This window comes from Brevundimonas sp., assembly GCF_030704825.1.
Taxonomy (GTDB): Bacteria; Pseudomonadota; Alphaproteobacteria; order Caulobacterales; family Caulobacteraceae; genus Brevundimonas.
Map to the genome: position 1 here is coordinate 1 of NZ_JAUYNX010000028.1, position 15463 is coordinate 15463.

The 15463-nt window shown below is 68.7% G+C and carries 19 protein-coding genes; 7 read left to right on the forward strand and 12 right to left on the reverse strand.

Going from position 1 to position 15463, the window contains the following annotated elements; all coding sequences use genetic code 11:
* Positions 1–365: 365 nt before the first annotated feature.
* Both Q8Q71_RS13790 and Q8Q71_RS13795 read right to left on the reverse strand, forming a co-directional pair.
* Entirely contained in the window at positions 366–1256 is an 891-nt protein-coding gene (locus Q8Q71_RS13790) for a M28 family metallopeptidase (protein ID WP_305760177.1), read from the reverse strand.
* Positions 1257–1518: 262 nt separating this feature from the next.
* Positions 1519–2346, reverse strand: a complete 828-nt coding sequence (locus Q8Q71_RS13795) for an ABC transporter permease (RefSeq protein ID WP_305760178.1) — start codon at positions 2344–2346, stop codon at positions 1519–1521.
* Between the two features lie 316 nt (positions 2347–2662).
* Here Q8Q71_RS13795 and Q8Q71_RS13800 point away from each other — a divergent pair, with 316 nt between their 5' ends.
* Positions 2663–3172, forward strand: coding sequence for a GcrA family cell cycle regulator (locus Q8Q71_RS13800; protein ID WP_305760179.1), 510 nt, complete (start codon positions 2663–2665; stop codon positions 3170–3172).
* Between the two features lie 253 nt (positions 3173–3425).
* On the forward strand, positions 3426–3818 hold the full coding sequence (locus tag Q8Q71_RS13805) for a hypothetical protein (protein ID WP_305760180.1): 393 nt from the start codon (positions 3426–3428) through the stop codon (positions 3816–3818).
* On the opposite strand, the gene apaG is transcribed toward Q8Q71_RS13805, so the two are convergent.
* Positions 3815–4222: a Co2+/Mg2+ efflux protein ApaG gene (gene apaG / locus Q8Q71_RS13810; protein WP_305760181.1), complete on the reverse strand. Its 408-nt coding sequence runs from the start codon at positions 4220–4222 to the stop codon at positions 3815–3817. The two genes, Q8Q71_RS13805 and apaG, sit on opposite strands and share 4 nt — an antisense overlap.
* Before the next feature lie 93 nt (positions 4223–4315).
* Between apaG and Q8Q71_RS13815 the strand changes: the two genes are divergently transcribed.
* A complete protein-coding gene (locus Q8Q71_RS13815) occupies positions 4316–5344 on the forward strand; it encodes a 2'-deoxycytidine 5'-triphosphate deaminase (protein ID WP_305760182.1) in 1029 nt (342 codons plus the stop codon).
* Positions 5345–5364: 20 nt separating this feature from the next.
* Complete coding sequence (locus tag Q8Q71_RS13820; RefSeq protein ID WP_305760183.1) at positions 5365–5829, forward strand: hypothetical protein; 465 nt, start codon at positions 5365–5367, stop codon at positions 5827–5829.
* 9 nt (positions 5830–5838) lie between these two features.
* Here the strand turns inward: Q8Q71_RS13820 and Q8Q71_RS13825 are convergent, their stop codons facing one another.
* Genes Q8Q71_RS13825 through Q8Q71_RS13835 form a run of 3 tightly spaced genes read right to left on the reverse strand, consistent with a single transcriptional unit; the run spans position 5839 to position 8048 of the window.
* Entirely contained in the window at positions 5839–7122 is a 1284-nt protein-coding gene (locus Q8Q71_RS13825; protein WP_305760184.1) for an MFS transporter, read from the reverse strand.
* On the reverse strand, positions 7119–7589 hold the full coding sequence (locus Q8Q71_RS13830; RefSeq protein ID WP_305760185.1) for a cupin domain-containing protein: 471 nt from the start codon (positions 7587–7589) through the stop codon (positions 7119–7121). The genes Q8Q71_RS13825 and Q8Q71_RS13830 overlap by 4 nt, the downstream gene beginning before the upstream one ends.
* Positions 7590–7592: 3 nt before the next feature.
* The gene (locus Q8Q71_RS13835; RefSeq protein WP_305760186.1) at positions 7593–8048 is read right to left on the reverse strand and encodes a hypothetical protein; all 456 of its coding nucleotides are present in this window, start codon (positions 8046–8048) and stop codon (positions 7593–7595) included.
* A 46-nt stretch (positions 8049–8094) separates the two neighbouring features.
* Here Q8Q71_RS13835 and dapE point away from each other — a divergent pair, with 46 nt between their 5' ends.
* Entirely contained in the window at positions 8095–9255 is a 1161-nt protein-coding gene (gene dapE / locus Q8Q71_RS13840; protein WP_305760187.1) for a succinyl-diaminopimelate desuccinylase, read from the forward strand.
* A 330-nt stretch (positions 9256–9585) separates the two neighbouring features.
* Here dapE and Q8Q71_RS13845 read toward each other — a convergent pair whose 3' ends face one another.
* The 4 genes from Q8Q71_RS13845 to Q8Q71_RS13860 form a co-directional block, all read right to left on the reverse strand.
* Positions 9586–9723, reverse strand: coding sequence for a hypothetical protein (locus tag Q8Q71_RS13845; RefSeq protein WP_305760188.1), 138 nt, complete (start codon positions 9721–9723; stop codon positions 9586–9588).
* An 83-nt stretch (positions 9724–9806) separates the two neighbouring features.
* Positions 9807–10007: a hypothetical protein gene (locus Q8Q71_RS13850; RefSeq protein WP_305760189.1), complete on the reverse strand. Its 201-nt coding sequence runs from the start codon at positions 10005–10007 to the stop codon at positions 9807–9809.
* Positions 10008–10010: 3 nt separating this feature from the next.
* Positions 10011–11327 (reverse strand): amidohydrolase, encoded by a 1317-nt coding sequence (locus tag Q8Q71_RS13855; protein WP_305760190.1) that lies wholly within the window; start codon positions 11325–11327, stop codon positions 10011–10013.
* Between the two features lie 59 nt (positions 11328–11386).
* Positions 11387–11536 carry a hypothetical protein gene (locus Q8Q71_RS13860; RefSeq protein WP_305760191.1) on the reverse strand — a complete coding sequence of 50 codons (150 nt, stop codon included), beginning with the start codon at positions 11534–11536 and terminating at the stop codon, positions 11387–11389.
* 66 nt (positions 11537–11602) lie between these two features.
* Here Q8Q71_RS13860 and Q8Q71_RS13865 point away from each other — a divergent pair, with 66 nt between their 5' ends.
* Positions 11603–12904 carry an MFS transporter gene (locus Q8Q71_RS13865; protein ID WP_305760192.1) on the forward strand — a complete coding sequence of 434 codons (1302 nt, stop codon included), beginning with the start codon at positions 11603–11605 and terminating at the stop codon, positions 12902–12904.
* Positions 12905–13016: 112 nt separating this feature from the next.
* Entirely contained in the window at positions 13017–13451 is a 435-nt protein-coding gene (locus Q8Q71_RS13870) for an SRPBCC domain-containing protein (protein ID WP_305760193.1), read from the forward strand.
* A gap of 40 nt (positions 13452–13491) precedes the next feature.
* Here Q8Q71_RS13870 and Q8Q71_RS13875 read toward each other — a convergent pair whose 3' ends face one another.
* Both Q8Q71_RS13875 and Q8Q71_RS13880 read right to left on the reverse strand, forming a co-directional pair.
* Positions 13492–14472 carry a type II secretion system F family protein gene (locus Q8Q71_RS13875; protein WP_305760194.1) on the reverse strand — a complete coding sequence of 327 codons (981 nt, stop codon included), beginning with the start codon at positions 14470–14472 and terminating at the stop codon, positions 13492–13494.
* Positions 14473–14487: 15 nt separating this feature from the next.
* A complete protein-coding gene (locus Q8Q71_RS13880; RefSeq protein WP_305760195.1) occupies positions 14488–15462 on the reverse strand; it encodes a type II secretion system F family protein in 975 nt (324 codons plus the stop codon).
* Position 15463 lies beyond the last annotated feature (1 nt).

Genomic DNA, 15463 nt, shown 5'->3' on the forward strand with positions numbered 1-15463 from the left:
CCTGCGACGGGCGGAAGGCTTCCAGGCCTCCCGGGCCCCGGGGTTTCGACCCCCCGGGCAGTCCGCCGCCCCCACGCCCCCGTTATTCCACAAGCCGCAGGATGAGCCGCGCAAGGGTCCGGGCGACGATTACAGGACGACGTTTCCCGCTCGATCGCACCCCGCCGCACGCGATGGCCCTGGCGCCAGACGCCCTCCCCCGCGACGGGATGGACACAAGGATAAGGCCGGCGGGAGGGGGTGTTGCGAAAAACCCGCTTCAAAAGAGGAAGGCGTTGATCGGGCGGGATATTTTTTGCTCAACGCGACTATGTTGACGGGGGCAGCGTCACGGCTTCCTTCTCCCCTCGAGGGAGACGGACGGTTTAGCGCGCCAGCGATCGGTCCAGTTCTTCCACCACCGCGGCGTAGGTTTCGCCGGCCGTCTTCACCGTCGCCGGATCGATCTGCTCCATCGTGTCCCCGGTCGAGTGGATCAGCTGGAACACCCGCGGCACGAAGCCCTCCGCCAGGCCGTTGGCCTCGCCGCCATTGAAGGCCAGCCACATCTGGTGGGCGCCGACCTGGTCCTGGAAGCCCAGCGACACCACCGGCGCGCCGGCGGCCGAGAAGGCGCGGTCGTCGGACGGCGGGTATTCGGGATAGCCGACGCATTGCAGGGCCCGTTCCGAACAGACCGCCTGCACCGCGCGCGTGACGAAGGCGGACTGCGGGCCGTTGTTCTGGCCGTACATCATCGTGTCGCCGTAGCCGGCGACATCGGAGTTCACCACGGCGGCGACGTCGGTCAGGCCGTGGGCCTCGATCCATTTCTTCGCCCCGATCAGACCCAGCTCCTCCTGGTCGAACAGGATGATGCGGATGCGGTGGTTGAGGGTCCTGTCGCGCAGGATCTTCGCCGCCTCGATCACCCCGACGACCGAGGCGGCGTTGTCGACGACGCCCTGCGACAGGGCCCCGTCCCGCAGCTTCACCGCGTCGTAATGGGCGGTCAGCAGGATTTCGCGCTCGCCCTCGCCGAGGGTGACGACGATGTTGCGACCCTCCATCCCGCCGGTCTGACGGTTGCCGCCGGCGAAGGTCTCGACGACAGGATCGAAGCCGGCGGCGCGCAGCTGGGCGACCACGACATCGGTTCGCGCCGCATTGGTCGGCTGGACGAAGGCGGCGACCCGGGCGCGCAGGTCGAGGTCCTGCGCCGCGACGGGCGAGGCGACGGCGAGCAGGGCGGCGGCGGCGAGCAAACGGAACAGCATGGACTTCCCCCGGAGACGAGGGGCATGGCTAGCGCGGCCCGGCGGCCGACGCACCTTACAATGCGGTCATGCGGAGGGCAGTCTGGACCAGCCTCCTCCGTTGCCGTCATCCTCGGGCTTGACCCGAGGATCGGACGATCCGGTGCGCGGTTGGCGACAGTGCGGGCTCCGTAGCGGGGCCGTCTTCGCCGGACAGCACGGCCCCACATCTGATCCTCGGGTCAAGCCCGAGGATGACGGGCGGGGAAAGCGTGGCCGCCCGTCAGCTCTTCAGCCGCCAGCCGGACTTGAACACCGCCCAGCAGGCCCAGGCCATGACCAGGGTCAGAAGGCCGCTCATGACCGCGCCGATCAGCAGGTTCCCCTCGGCGTTTCCGGTCCCGATGAAGCCGGCGCGGAAGCCGTCGATCAGATAGAAGAAGGGGTTGAAATGGCTGATGGTCGCGAACGGCTCGGGCAGGTTCTCGACCAGATAGAAGGTGCCGCTGAGGAAGGTCATCGGCATGATGACGAAATTCTGCACCGCGGCCAGCTGGTCGAATTTCTGCGCCCACAGGCCGGCGAAGACGCCCAGCATGCCCATGATCAGGCAGGCCAGCAGGCCGAACCACAGGATCAGGCCGAGGTTCGCGACCTCCAGCCGGGCGAAGGGCAGGACGCAGATCGCGGTGACGATCCCGACCACGAGGCCGCGCGTCGCGGCGCCCAGCGAAAAGCCGATGGTCAGCTCCAGCGGGCTGAGCGGCGGGGTCAGGAAGTCGGTCGCCGTGTTCATCACCTTGGCCTGGATCAGGCTGGACGAGGCGTTGGCGAAGGCGTTGTTGAGCATGGCCATCATGATCAGGCCGGGGGCGACGAACTCGGCGAAGGGCGTGCCGTGCAGCGGCGGCCGCGTGCCCTGCAGCGCGACCACGAAGACCAGCATGTAGAGCAGGGTGGTGACCACCGGCCCGGCCACGGTCTGGGCTCCGACCTTCCAGAACCGGCGCACCTCGCGCAGGTACAGGGTCCGCACCCCGATCCAGTTGACGCCGGGATAGCTGCGCGGCCGGGGCAGGCCGGAGGGACGGGTGGAAGCGAGGTCGGTCATGGGCGGTGAGATGCGGTGGGCGGCGGCGCGATGCAAGGGTGTGAATGGGTGGCGAGTGGCGAGTGGCTAGTGGCTAGTGATTGGATATAGCGGGGCGTCGGTCGCGACGTGGCTCCTGTTCCCACCAGCCACTCGCCACTCTCACCACTAACGGCGAAGCCGCCGCCGTTAACCATCCCTACATCTGGTTCCTGTGGACGGAGTGATTCGCACATCTTGCGTCTGTTAGCCCCTCGTTTACGATTAGTGGTAGGTCGAGACCCCCGGAGGGACGTCTGGACCCCATATATTGAATCCGAGACCCCGGAGGGTGGCTATGACCGCAGGCTGGACCGAAGACCGCGTCGGCGCGCTGAAGAAGCTCTGGCTGGAAGGCCAGTCGGCCAGCCAGATCGCCAAACAGCTGGGCGGCGGGGTGACCCGCAACGCCGTCATCGGCAAGGTGCACCGCCTCGGCCTGTCGGGCCGGGCCGCCCCGTCACAGCCGGCCCGGGCCACCTTCCGCCCGTCGCGTCCGCGCCCGGCCCAGCCGACCCAGGCGCCGTCGGCCCCGCGCCGCATCGAGGCCGTCCAGCCGCGCGCCGTCGCCGCGCCCTCGGTCCCGGCCCCGATGCCCGACCTGCCCGGCACCGCCACGGTGATGACCCTGGGCGCCCATATGTGCAAATGGCCGATCGGCGACCCGTCCTCGACCGAGTTCAGCTTCTGCGGCCGCCGCGCCTCGGAAGGCGTCTATTGCGTCGAACACGCCCGCGTCGCCTATCAACCGCAGGTCAAGCGCGGCGGGGCCACCGATCTGGCCCGCAGCCTGCGGCGATACATTTAAGGGGCGCTATCGCTCGCGTCCCGGCTTTCGCCGGGATGACGAACGGTCGCTCGCTGCTTGAGCGCGGCGGCGGCCGCCTCACCGCTCATTAACCAATTCGGCCATACGGCTGTCATGAACGGCTTCTAGAGAGCCGCCCTCCGCCTCGAGACCCCACCCGCACGGGGACTCGAGTACTGGGGCGGGGCTGCGGTTATCCGGGTTGACGCAGCCCCTCACCCCCCCGCCCTTTTGTTCATGGCGCTCAAAGGGCATGATCATGATCCGCATCCGGGCCGCGGCCTCACTCATTGTCCAACTGGTCATCCTGTCGGCAGGCATCCTGTATCAGGCGGGAATCGACCGGTTTCATGGATTTGTCTGGGACGTCGCGGTCATTCTGGCCGTGGTTTCCTATGCGGGCGAAGCATGGTCAGCGGCGACGCGCGCCCCGCCCCCAGAGAGCCGCAGAGCCGGCTTTGGCCTCAGGGACATCAGTGAACTCGCACGGATCGTTGGCGTCGTGATCATTCTGGCCATTCCGCTCGTCCGTCCCTTTGACGGGCGGATGGCGATCAACCTTCTGGGCATCTCCTTGCTCGCCGTCGGCATGCTGATGGGGTTCCTGTCGCGGCGCGCCCCAGGACCCGGTAGCCCGACCCTCTAGTTCAGCACCCTGCGGTCGCCCGGCACGTCGAGGCTGAAGGCCGGGATGGCGGCCTCGAAGGAGCGGCCCGATGGGTCGGTCATATAGTAGCCGCCGACCATCGAGCCCGAGGCCGTGCCCAGCGGGCAGCCCGAGGCGTAGGAATAGCTGTCGCCGGGCTGGATGGTGGGCTGTTCTCCGACCACGCCCGGCCCGCGCACCTCCTCGACATGACCGCGCGCGTCGGTGATGACCCAGCGCCGGGCCATCAACTGCACCGGCACGCCGCTGAGATTGACGATCTCGACCTGGTAGGCCCAGACCCAGCGGCCGCCCGCCGGGTCGGACTGGCCGGCCAGATAGCTGGGCCGGACGCGGACCACGATCCCCTCGGTTTCGGCTTCATAGGCGGGGGAGTCGTGCATCCGGCCATGGTCGCGGAACGCGGCCCGGCGTCAAGCATGGCCGTGCGCCGCTCGACAGGGGAGACGCGGCGAAAAATCGTGTAAGCCGGGCGGATGCAGACCTTCGAATCCACCCCTCCGGGCATTCTGCCCTGCCAGTCCATCGAGGCCCTGATCGCCGGCGGCGCGATCGCTTCGGACACCCCCTTCGACGCCGACCAGGTGCAGCCGGCCAGCCTCGACCTGCGCCTGTCCGACGAGGCCTGGCGCGTGCGGGCCTCCTTCCTGCCCGGGTCGCGCACGGTCGAGGAGCGGATCGCCGACGTCTCCATGCACCGCATCGACCTGTCGGGCGGCGTGGTGCTCGAGCGCGGCTGCGTCTACATCGCCCGGCTGCAGGAGCGGCTTAGCCTGCCGAAAGGCCTGATCGCCCGCGCCAATCCCAAGAGCTCGACCGGGCGGGTCGACGTCTTCGTCCGCCTGCTGACCGACCGCGGGGCCCGTTTCGATGACGTGGCCGAGGGCTATGAGGGGGCGCTGTATCTGGAGATCTCGCCCCAGACCTTCCCCATTCTCGTGCGGCCGGGCACCCGCCTGAACCAGCTGCGCCTCAAGGCCGGCGAGCCGCCCAAGCTGGAGACCCGCAGCGTCGGGGTCGAGCTGCAGGGCGGCGAGGGGTCGATCGTCGGCTTCCGCGGCCGCCGTCACGCCGGGGTGGTCGATCTGGACAACATCGACGGCCACGACCCGCGCGACTTCTGGGAGCCCCTGACCCTGCGGCGCGGGGAGCTGCTGCTGGACCCGGGCGAGTTCTACATCCTGGCGTCGAGCGACGACGTCGAGATTCCGGTCGACCAGGCCGCGGAGATGACGCCGATCGATCCGTCGGTGGGCGAGTTCCGGGTCCACTATGCCGGCTTCTTCGACCCCGGCTTCGGCACGGACGAGGCGCATGGGGCGGGGTCGAAGGGGGTGCTGGAGGTGCGGACGCACGACACGCCCTTCCTGCTGGAGCACGGCCAGATCGTCGCCCGTCTGGTCTATGAGCCGCTCACCGAACGCCCGACCCGCCTCTATGGCGAAGGCGGCAGCCACTACCAGCGGCAGGGGCTGAAGCTGAGCAAACACTTCAAGCCGTGGTGAGGATCGCACGGCGCATTGTGATGTTGCATCCGGTCATAGTCTCGACCGCGATCATGATTGGCTTCGCGATGCCGGTGTTCGTTCGCCCCCTCCCTCTTCACTTCCTTCTGAAGGGGGCTCTGTTCGTCGTTCCCTTCGTGGCGATGTGCGGCTGGATATGGGCGGTCTTCCATGTCGCGAACCGCGCACTCCCTCAGCCAAGATCACATCACTGGGGATGGGTGTTCGCCGCGCCGCCAGCAATCATATTTGTTGCAGGATCTGCAGGCTGGCCGACCAACAACAGTCCGTCGGCTTTTGCATTTTTCATCAGTCTTTTCGTTGCCATCACGTTGGCAACCAAAGCTTTGGAGCAAGCTCACGATCCTGACGGGAACCCTTCGGTCGGGCGAATGCTCGGGACGGCGCTGCTAATGTATTTCGCCCCGGTCGGTGTGTTCGCGCTTCACGGCAGGGTTTTGCGAGTAGCTTCGCGGTCGCGCTGAGCTCTTCACCTACTCCAGCCGGTCCGCCTTCCTCAGGTCAGGAAACCACCGCGCCCAGAGCCCCGTCGCAGCCAAGGCGCCGATGCCGCCGTAGACCGCGGCGCCGATGGGGCCGAGCAGACGGACCGCCACACCGGACCAGGCCTCGCCCAGTTCGTTGGACGCGCCGATGAACAGCATGGACACGGACGAGACCCGCCCGCGCATGTGATCGGGGGTGGCCAGCTGGATCAGGGTCTGGCGGATGTTGACGCTGATCATGTCGGCCGCCCCGCCGAGGAACAGCACCACGCCGGACAGCCAGACGCTGGTCGACAGGCCGAAGGTCAGGGTGCAGACGCCGAAGACGGCGACGGCGGCGAACATCCATTTGCCGCCGTGCCGGACGATCGGAAAACGGCTCAGATACAGGGCCATCAGCAGGGCGCCGGCGCCGAAGGACGCGCGCAGCAGGCCGAAGCCGACGGCGCCGACGTGCAGGATGTCAGCGGCGAAGATCGGGGTCAGCAGGGCGACTCCGGCCAGGAGGACGACGATCAGGTCCAGCGATATGGCCCCGAGCACGATCTTGGTGTTCCAGACATAGGCCAGCCCCTCCCTGACCTGGTCGACCGGCGAGACGCGCGTCGGCGAGACCGCGGGCTTGCCGCTGGTGCGGATCAGGACAAGGCTGGCGAAGCCGATGGCGAACATGGCCAGGGCCACGCCATAGGCGCCGGGCACCGAGAAGCCGACGATCACCCCGCCCAGCGCCGGCCCGGCGATGGCGCCGGTCTGGAAGGCGATGGATTGGGCGGCGATGGCGGGCGGCAGGGCGCGGCGGCCGACCACCATGGGCAGGAAGGCCTGGCTGGCCGGGGCGAGGAAGGCGCGGGCGGCGCCGAAGACGGCGGCGACGGCGAGGAGGCCCCACAGGGGGGGACGGCCGTGGAGCGCCATCAGCAGGAAGCCCACCGCGCAGCCGGCCTCGACCAGGACGGACAGGGTGACGGTGGTCTTGCGGTCGCGGCGGTCCGCCAGGGCGCCGGCCGGCAGGGTCAGGGCCAGCAGGGGCAGGAACTGGCACAGGCCGACAAGGCCCAGATACAGGCTGGCCTCGGCGATCGGGTGGTCGCGGCGCGCGATCTCATAGACCTGCCACAGCAGGGCCGAGGACTGGATCTGGATGCCCAGCACCGCCGCCACCCGGCCGGCCCACAGCAGGCGGAAGTCGCGGATGGCCCAGGGGCTGGTCGGCTCTCCCGGCGGCGGCGACGGCTGGACCGGTTCGGTCGTCTCGATGGTCTCGGTCACGTGCGGCGGTCGGCTTTCGGATACGGGGTCCCGTCGCGGTGGAAATAGCCGCCGCCGCGGAACTGCATGTCGATGTCGGGATAGTCGCCGGAATCGCCGCCCGGCGTGCGCGTGCCGACCTCGAGCAGGACGGCTTCGGCGCCGGAGCGGTTCTGCAGCACATGGCCGTTGGGGACGCCGGCCTTCCAGCCCGCGCAATCGCCGGCGCGCAGGACGGTCTCGCCCTCATCCTCGACCAGCACGACCTCGCCCTCCAGCACCCAGACGAACTCGTCCTCACCCTCGTGCCAGTGCCGCTGGCTGGACCAGGCGCCGGCCGGCAGGCGCAGCAGGTTGACGCCGAACTGGTCCAGCCCGACGGCGTCGCCCAGCTTCCAGCGGCGGCGCGGCTTGCACGGGCCGGCGAATTCCTCCGGATAGGCCGTGCCGTGTCCGGTGGGGGCGGCGTCGATGTCGATCTTCGGCATGGCCTATTCGCGTTCCTCAAGAGTTTTGACCACGCGTTGGATTTCGTCATTTCCAACAATGATCGCCGCCGGCCCGCAAGCCTGAGGGTCCAGCCTATCGTCTCCGTAGTGAAGGTCGAGCACGCCGGTAATAGTCACGTCCCGGTCGGACAGGATGTCCCGATGCTCCCAGAGGAGCGACAAGTCACTGAGCGAGAGACACCACCTGTCATAGTCTCTGGGATCGAAAGGTTGGTCGCTCGCATAGAGCCGCTTCAGCTCCCTCACGTGCGCCTCGGATTGAAAGAGTGAGCGAGCGTTGGTTCCAAGAAGCAGATAACCCCGCACCGTCACCTGCTGGCCATCGTATCGAGTGGGCTCGGCGTAGACCGCTTCCGGTGTCAGGATCGGGCTTGCCGAAACGGTCGCACAGGATGCGAGCAGGAACGCCAGCCCAGATGAGGCAGTCCTGTTTCTCATCGCCCGCCCTTCTCGCCACCACATCCTGTGCGTAAAGCACAGCCTTATGAGCGCCGCATCAACTCCCGTTATCGATCCTGTCGAACTGACCCGCGACCTGATCCGCCGCCCGTCCGTGACCCCCGCGGACGAAGGCGCCATGGACGTGCTTGAGCGTGCGCTGACCGGGCTCGGCTTCCACTGCCGGCGGATGAGGTTCGAGACTATCGAGAACCTGTACGCCCGGCGCGGGACGGCCGGCCCCAACCTCTGTTTCGCGGGCCATACCGACGTGGTGCCGACCGGATCGACCGAGGCCTGGTCAGCCGGCCCGTTCGAGGCCGAGGTGAAGGACGGAGTCCTGTACGGTCGCGGCGCGGTCGATATGAAGGGCGGCATCGCGGCCTGGGTCGCGGCGGTTTCGCAGGTGTTGGCCGAGGGCGACGTCCCCGGCAGCCTGTCCTTCCTGATCACCGGCGACGAGGAGGGCCCGGCCCTGCACGGCACCAAACGGGTGGTCCAGGCCTTGATGGCCGAGGGCGAGGTCATCGACGCCTGCGTGGTCGGCGAGCCATCATCGCAGCATGCGCTCGGCGACATGATCAAGATCGGGCGGCGCGGCTCGCTGAACAGCTGGATCACCGTCCACGGCAAACAGGGCCATGTCGCCTATCCCGACCGGGGAGCCAATCCGGCGCCGGTCATGGCGCGGCTGCTGACGCGGCTGGCCGACCACCGACTGGACGACGGGTATCAGGGGTTCCAGCCGTCGAACCTCGAGATCACCACCATCGACATCGGCAATCCGGCGACCAACGTCATCCCGGCCGAGGCGAGGGCGCGGCTGAACATCCGCTTCAACCCGACCCACACGGGCGACGCCCTGATCGCCTGGCTGAACGCCATGGCCGGCGAGGCCCAGGCGGCGTCGGGGCTGCGGATCGAGCTGGATCATCTGTGCTCGGGCGACGCCTTCCTGACCGAGCCGGGACCGTTCGTCACCGGGGTTCAGGACGCGGTCGAGGCCGCGACCGGCCGCCGCCCGGAGGCCTCGACCACGGGCGGAACCTCGGACGCCCGCTTCATCAGGGCGATGTGTCCGGTGCTGGAGCTGGGCCTGGTCGGCCAGACCATGCACCAGATCGACGAACGCGCGCCGACAGCGGAGATCGAGGCCCTGGCCGAGGTCTATCGCACGGTGATCCGGACCTATTTCGACCGGGCCTGAAGCCGTCGTCTGCTGGGGTGATGTGGCTGGCGCAGCCCTTTGTGCAAGGCGTCGCCCAGGGCTGGTTCATCACGAAGGACACGAAGAAGGTCACAAAGGACACGAAGGGACCAAGGCGGTCTCGCCGCCGGTGTCAGCTCACACGCATCGTCGGATTGCGGCTACCGGAGAGTATTCAGGGCCTGCTCTCCTCGCCTACGGGGGTCCGGACCTGGTATATTCTCAGGACCCGTGGTGTCCTTCGTGACCTTCTTCGTGTCCTTTGTGATGAACCAACCATCGCCCGCGGCAAGGGCGCGGACGGGGCCTCCGGTTCAGGTCACGATTGCCCTAGAACAGCAGGTCGAGGCCCAGCAGGGCGGCGCCGAACATGGCCGCGAAGGCCACCCCGAAATAGAAGATCTCGCGCAGCGGACTGCCCCGGCGTTCGAGCCGCATGGGCGGCAACTGGACCGGCAAATCCCTCATCACACCCTCCCCGCAGGACAAGGCAGGATGCGCCGGCTTCCTTGCCGGGGCATTGAAGAACGTGGTTGCCGCCCGCGCCGCCGTCAGTGGGTCGTGGCCTCCAGCCTGGCGATGCGCCGGTCGAGGTCGGCGACCATCGCCTCGAGCCGCGCCTGTTCGGATTTCATGTCGACCGGCGCGCCGTCTTCATAGGTGAGCCGCGCGCCCTTGCCGATCAGGTCGAGGCGATAGAGGGCGGTCACGCGCCGCGCCTTGAGCCGCTCCAGTTCGCCGGTTTCAGCCATGGACTATTCGCGCTCCAGAAACCGGAGCGCGCTCAGCACATGAGCCCGGACGCCCACCGGCAGGACCGTCTCATTGACGTCGAAGCCGGGCGAGTGGTTCGGCGGCGAGGAGTTGGGATCGACCCCGTCCTTCGATCCGCCGAGGTGGTAGAAGACGCCGGGCACTTCCTGCGAAAGATAGCTGAAGTCCTCGGCCACCGTGGTCGGCGGCGTGGCCGGATTGACGTTCCCCTCGCCCGCCGCCTCGGTCAGCACCGGCGCCAGCCAGGCCGACAGTTCCTCGTTGTTGAACACCAGGGCGGCGTTCTGGCGCACCGAGAACTCCGCCGTCGCGCCGTAGGTTTCGGCGACATTGTCGATGGCGATCCGGGTGCGGGCCACCAGGTCGTCGCGCTGGGCGATGTCGAAGGTGCGCAGGGTGCCCGACAGCGTCGCGTCCTCGGGGATGATGTTGTAGCGGACCCCGGCGTCGAGGGTGGCGATGGTGAAGACGGTCGGCGTCGTGGTCGGGTCGATGGTCCGCGCCGTCAGGGTGTTGATCGTCTGGACGATCTGGGCCGACACGGCGATGACGTCGACCCCCTTCCACGGCCAGGCGCCGTGCGTCTGGCGGCCGTGCAGGCTGATGTCGATGCGGTCGGATGCGGCCATGAAGCCGCGCGGGCGGTAGAACAGGGTTCCCGGCCGGCCCGGCACCACATGCAGGCCGAAGATGGCGTCGGGGCGCGGATCGGCCAGCGCGCCCTCCTCGATCATCAGCATGGCCCCGCCCTTGGGCTCGCCCGGAGGCGCGCCTTCCTCGGCGGGCTGGAAGATGAAGACGATGGTTCCGGGGATGTCGGCCTTCATGCCCGCCAGCACCGCGGCGGCGCCCATCAGCATGGCGACGTGGGCGTCGTGGCCGCAGGCGTGGGCCACCGGCACCGTATTGCCCATATAGGTCCCGGTCGCGGTCGAGGCGAAGGGCAGGCCCGTGGCCTCCAGCACCGGCAGGGCGTCCATGTCGGCCCGCAAAGCCACCGTGCGTCCCGGCCGGCCGCCGCGCAGCACCCCGACGACGCCGGTCCGGCCGACCCCGGTGCGGACCTCCATCCCCAGCGACCGCAGGTGTTCGGCGACCAGCGCGGCGGTGCGGGTCTCGGCGAAGCCCAGCTCCGGGTGGGCGTGCAGGTCGCGGCGCCAGGCGATGACCCGCGGCGTTTCGGCCGCCACCGCCGCTTCGACAGCCGCCAGGCTGACCGGCTCCGACTGCGCGCGGGCGAGGCCGGCGGACAGGGCCAGGGCAAGGGTGGAGGCGGCGAACAGTCGGCGAAGGGTCATGGCGCGATCCGTGTCTGGGGATCGCACCGTGCGCGGAGGGAACGCCCTCGCGCAAGGCCTCAGGCGCGGGAGGCGGGCGGCTTCTCCACCGTCGCCTTCAGCACGTCGGCGCCCGCGCCCATCATCTCACGGACCACCGGGGCCATGGCGTCGGGCAGAAGATCGGCGGTCCAGACAAGGCGACAGCGCCCCTCGCCCTCGCTGAACACCTCGTTGGAAGCGTTGACGGCGCCCGGTCGGGTGACGCGGCCCGCCGACGCGCCTAGGCTGGTCCGGTGAACCTCCGCTCTCCCGCCTTCGCCATCCTGTTCGCCGTCAGCCTGATCGCGGCGGCGGGGAATATGGCGTTGCAGTCGGTATTGCCAGCCATCGGGCGCGAGTTCCGCCTGTCGGACACCCTGGTCGCCGGCGCCTTCGCCATCTCGGCCCTGATGTGGACGGTGGCCTCGCCCTTCTGGGCGCGGTTGTCGGACCGGCTGGGCCGCAAGAAGGTCATTCTGGTCGGTCTTGGCGGCTTCGTCGTGTCCATGAGCGGCTTCGGCCTGGCCGCCACCTCGGGCCTCGAACAATGGCTGGGGGCCGGGGTCGCCTTCGCCCTGATGGCGGTGGCGCGCACCATCTACGGCGTGTTCGGCTCGGCCGCGCCCATCGCCTCCCAGGCCTATGTCGCCGACCGGACCTCGCCGGAGCAGCGCACCCAGGCCATGTCGCTGCTGGCCTCGGCCCAGGGGCTGGGCACGGTGATCGGTCCGGCCCTGGCGCCGTTCTTCGTCCTGCCGCTCGTGGGTCTGGCGGGGCCCATGTACGCCTTCGCCCTGTTCGGGGCGGCGGTGCTGTTCGTGGTCTGGCGCAGACTGCCGAGCGGGGAGGTGAAGCGCACGCCGTCCGCGAGCGGCCGCCATGACGACGCCGGCAAGGGGCTGTGGAAGGACCCGCGGGTGCGGGCCTATCTGCTGTACGGCCTGCTGATCACCGGCGCCCAGGCGGTCAATATCTCGGTGCTGGGCTTCCACATCATCGACGAACTGGCCCTGACCGGAATCGCCGCCCGCGAGGCCCAGCCGTTCATCGGCATCGCCATGCTGGCCGGCGCCGCCGCGACCCTGATGGTCCAGTGGGGACTGATCCCCTTGCTGCGGCTGCAGCCGGCCGACCTGATGCGGTGGGGCGCGGGCCTGGCCCTGGCCGGAAACCTGATGAGCATCGCCTCGCCCGGCTACTATGGCGTGGTGGTCGGATACGCCGTGGTTTCGATGGGCGTCGGCTTCGCCCGGCCGGGCTTCACCGCCGGCTCGTCCCTGTCGGTCGGGCCGCACGAACAGGGCGCCATCGCCGGCCTGATGATGTCGCTGGCCGGGCTCAGCTTCCTTGCGCCGCCGGTGATCGGCGTGGCCCTTTACGAGCTGGCCGAGCCCGCGCCCTTCGTCGCCAACGCCCTGATGCTGGCCGCGGCGACGGCCCTGTGTTTCCTCAACGCCCGACTCCGGCTGGGCCCGCCGGACCTGCCCGACCGCGACGAGACCCCCTCGCCCGGGACGCCGCCGGCGTCGCAACCCGGGCCCGAAGGCAACCGCTGACGACCGGGTTCCGCGGCAGGAAGGAGGCGGCGGCGGGTCATCTCTCGCGACGAAGAGTCTGGATCAGGCTCGAGGCCTTTTCCCGGTCCCAAACCCATGGCAGATCGGGGCCATGGAAATCGCCCGTATCGAGCGCCGCATCGGCGTGCGCGCCACGCCCGACCGGATCTGGGAGCTGATCGCCGACCTGCCCGGCTGGGATCGCTGGAATCCGGTCGAGACAGGCCTCGAGGGAACCATCGCCTTCGGGAGCGGCATCGCCCTGACCGAACGGATCGAGGGGCTGCCGGAGCGCCGGGCCGCGACCCGCGTCGGCGACTGGCAACCGTATTCGCAGCTGGTCTGGGCCGAGAATCGCGGCCTGTGGTTCCGCTCGATGCGATATTTCGAGATTCAGCCGCTGGAAGAGCCGAACAGCTGCGTCGTCGCCAACGGCTTCATCTTCTCGGGCCTGCGCGGCGAGATGTTCTTCGACCGGAACCGCCGGCCTCTGCGCCACGCCGTCGACGCCGTGGCCGAGGCGTGGAAGACCGCCGCCGAGGCCTGACCGCTCGTCAGCCGCCCTTGGCCCCCGGGCTGGCCGGAGGTCAGCCCCCCTTGGCCATGGTGTCCTGGATGCTGATGATGGCCGGGGTCAGGATGACGATGAACAGCACCGGCAGGAAGAACAGGATCATCGGCACGGTCAGCTTGGCCGGCAGGGCCGCGGCCTTCTTCTCGGCGGCCGACAGGCGCATCTCGCGGTTCTCCTTGGCCATGGTGCGCAGGGCCGTGCCCAGCGGCGTGCCGTAGGTCTCGGCCTGGGTCATGGCGGTGGCGACCGATTTGACGCCCGGATGGTTGGTGCGTTTGGCCAGGCCCTCATAGGCCATGCGGCGGTCGGGCAGATAGCTGAGCTCGGCCGACAGCAGGGTCATCTCCTCGGCCAGGTCGATGGACGAGCCGCCGATCTCCTGGCTGACCTTCTGGATGGCCGCCTCGATCGACATGCCAGCCTCGACGCAGATCAGCAGCAGGTCGAGGGCATCGGGGAAGGCCTGCATGATGGAGGCGCGGCGCTTGGAGATGCGGTTGGCCAGGAAGATGTTGGGCGCGTAGAAGCCGACCACCGCCGCGACCATGCTGATGGTCAGCCGCGTCATCACCGGCATGCCGAAATCGTTGAAGACGAACAGGTAGAAGACCGCGATCCCCAGGAAGACGAAGGGCATGGAGAAGCGGAAGAAGTAGAAGGTCGTCAGCGGTTTGGGCCCGCGATAGCCGGCCTGGGCCATCTTGTCGGCGACCTTGGGGTCCTCCAGCAGCTTGGTCAGGTTCAGCCGTTCGACGACCCGCTTCTTGAAGCCCTCGTCGGTATGGCGGAGCCCGCCGGGTCCGGCGGCCTGGGAGGCGATGGCTTGGCGTGACCGGCGCTTCAGCTCCTCGCGCCGCACGGCGACCGCCTTCATCCGCCCTTCCAGCTTCGCCCCGCCGCCGAACGAGCCCATCAGGGTCACGATGGTGGCGAACACCAGCACGCCCACGCCCAGGCTGAGCAGGTTCTGGACGTTGGTGAAGAAGGCGATCATCGGATCGGCGGGTCCCTAGAACTTGAACGAAATCATCTTCTTCATCACGAACACCCCGAAGGCCATCATGGTCACGGCGACGAGGAGCATGAATTGGCCGCGGGGGTCGGTGAAGAGCTTGGCCATGTAGGCCGGGGTCGTGAGGCTGACGAGGATCATCACCGCCGGGGGCAGGGAGCCGATGATGCCGGCCGAGGCCGTCGCCTCCGACGACAGGGCCTTGATCTTCTCGCCCATCATCTTGCGGGCGCGCAGCACCACCGAGAGGTTGTTCAGCGCCTCGGCCAGGTTGCCGCCGGTCTTCTGCTGGATGGCGATGACGATGGAGAAGAATTTCAGCTCCGGCGTCGGCATGCGCTCGTACATCTTGTCCAGGGCCTGGGCCAGGGTCAGGCCGACGCCGAGGCCCTCGACCAGTTTCTGAAACTCCGCTCCCAGCGGCTGCGGGCTCTCGCGGGCGATGATCTTGAAACAGTCGTGGACCGGCAGACCCGACTTGATGCCGCGCACGATGACGTCGACGGCGTCGGCGAAATGGCCGGAGAATTTCTTGCGCCGCCGCTTGCCGAGGAAGCCGACCACCCACCGCGGAAGCCCGAGGCCGACCACGATCGCGGCGCCCAGGCCGATCAGGATGTTCAGGCCGAACAGCAGCGGCAGCAGGAAGGCGAACACGCCCAGTACGCCGCTGATGATCCAGAAGGCCGCGGGCTTGGTGTTCAGCCCGGCCTGTTTCAGCTTGGCCGCCAGGCTGATGCGCGCCTTGCGTTCGGCCCTTTCGGACTCCTGCAACTGCTGCATGATCTGTTTGCGGCGCGCCTCGGGGGTGTTGGCCGCGGCGGCCTTTTTGGCGGCGTTGTTCTGCTTGGGGCCGCCGAAGGTCTGGGCGCGCTTGACCGCCGCCTCGCTGGAATCGCCGCCGCCGACGAAGGCCCAGCCCAGGCCGCCGATGGTGATGAAGGCCAGGACCGCCGCGAGGATCGGAAGCATC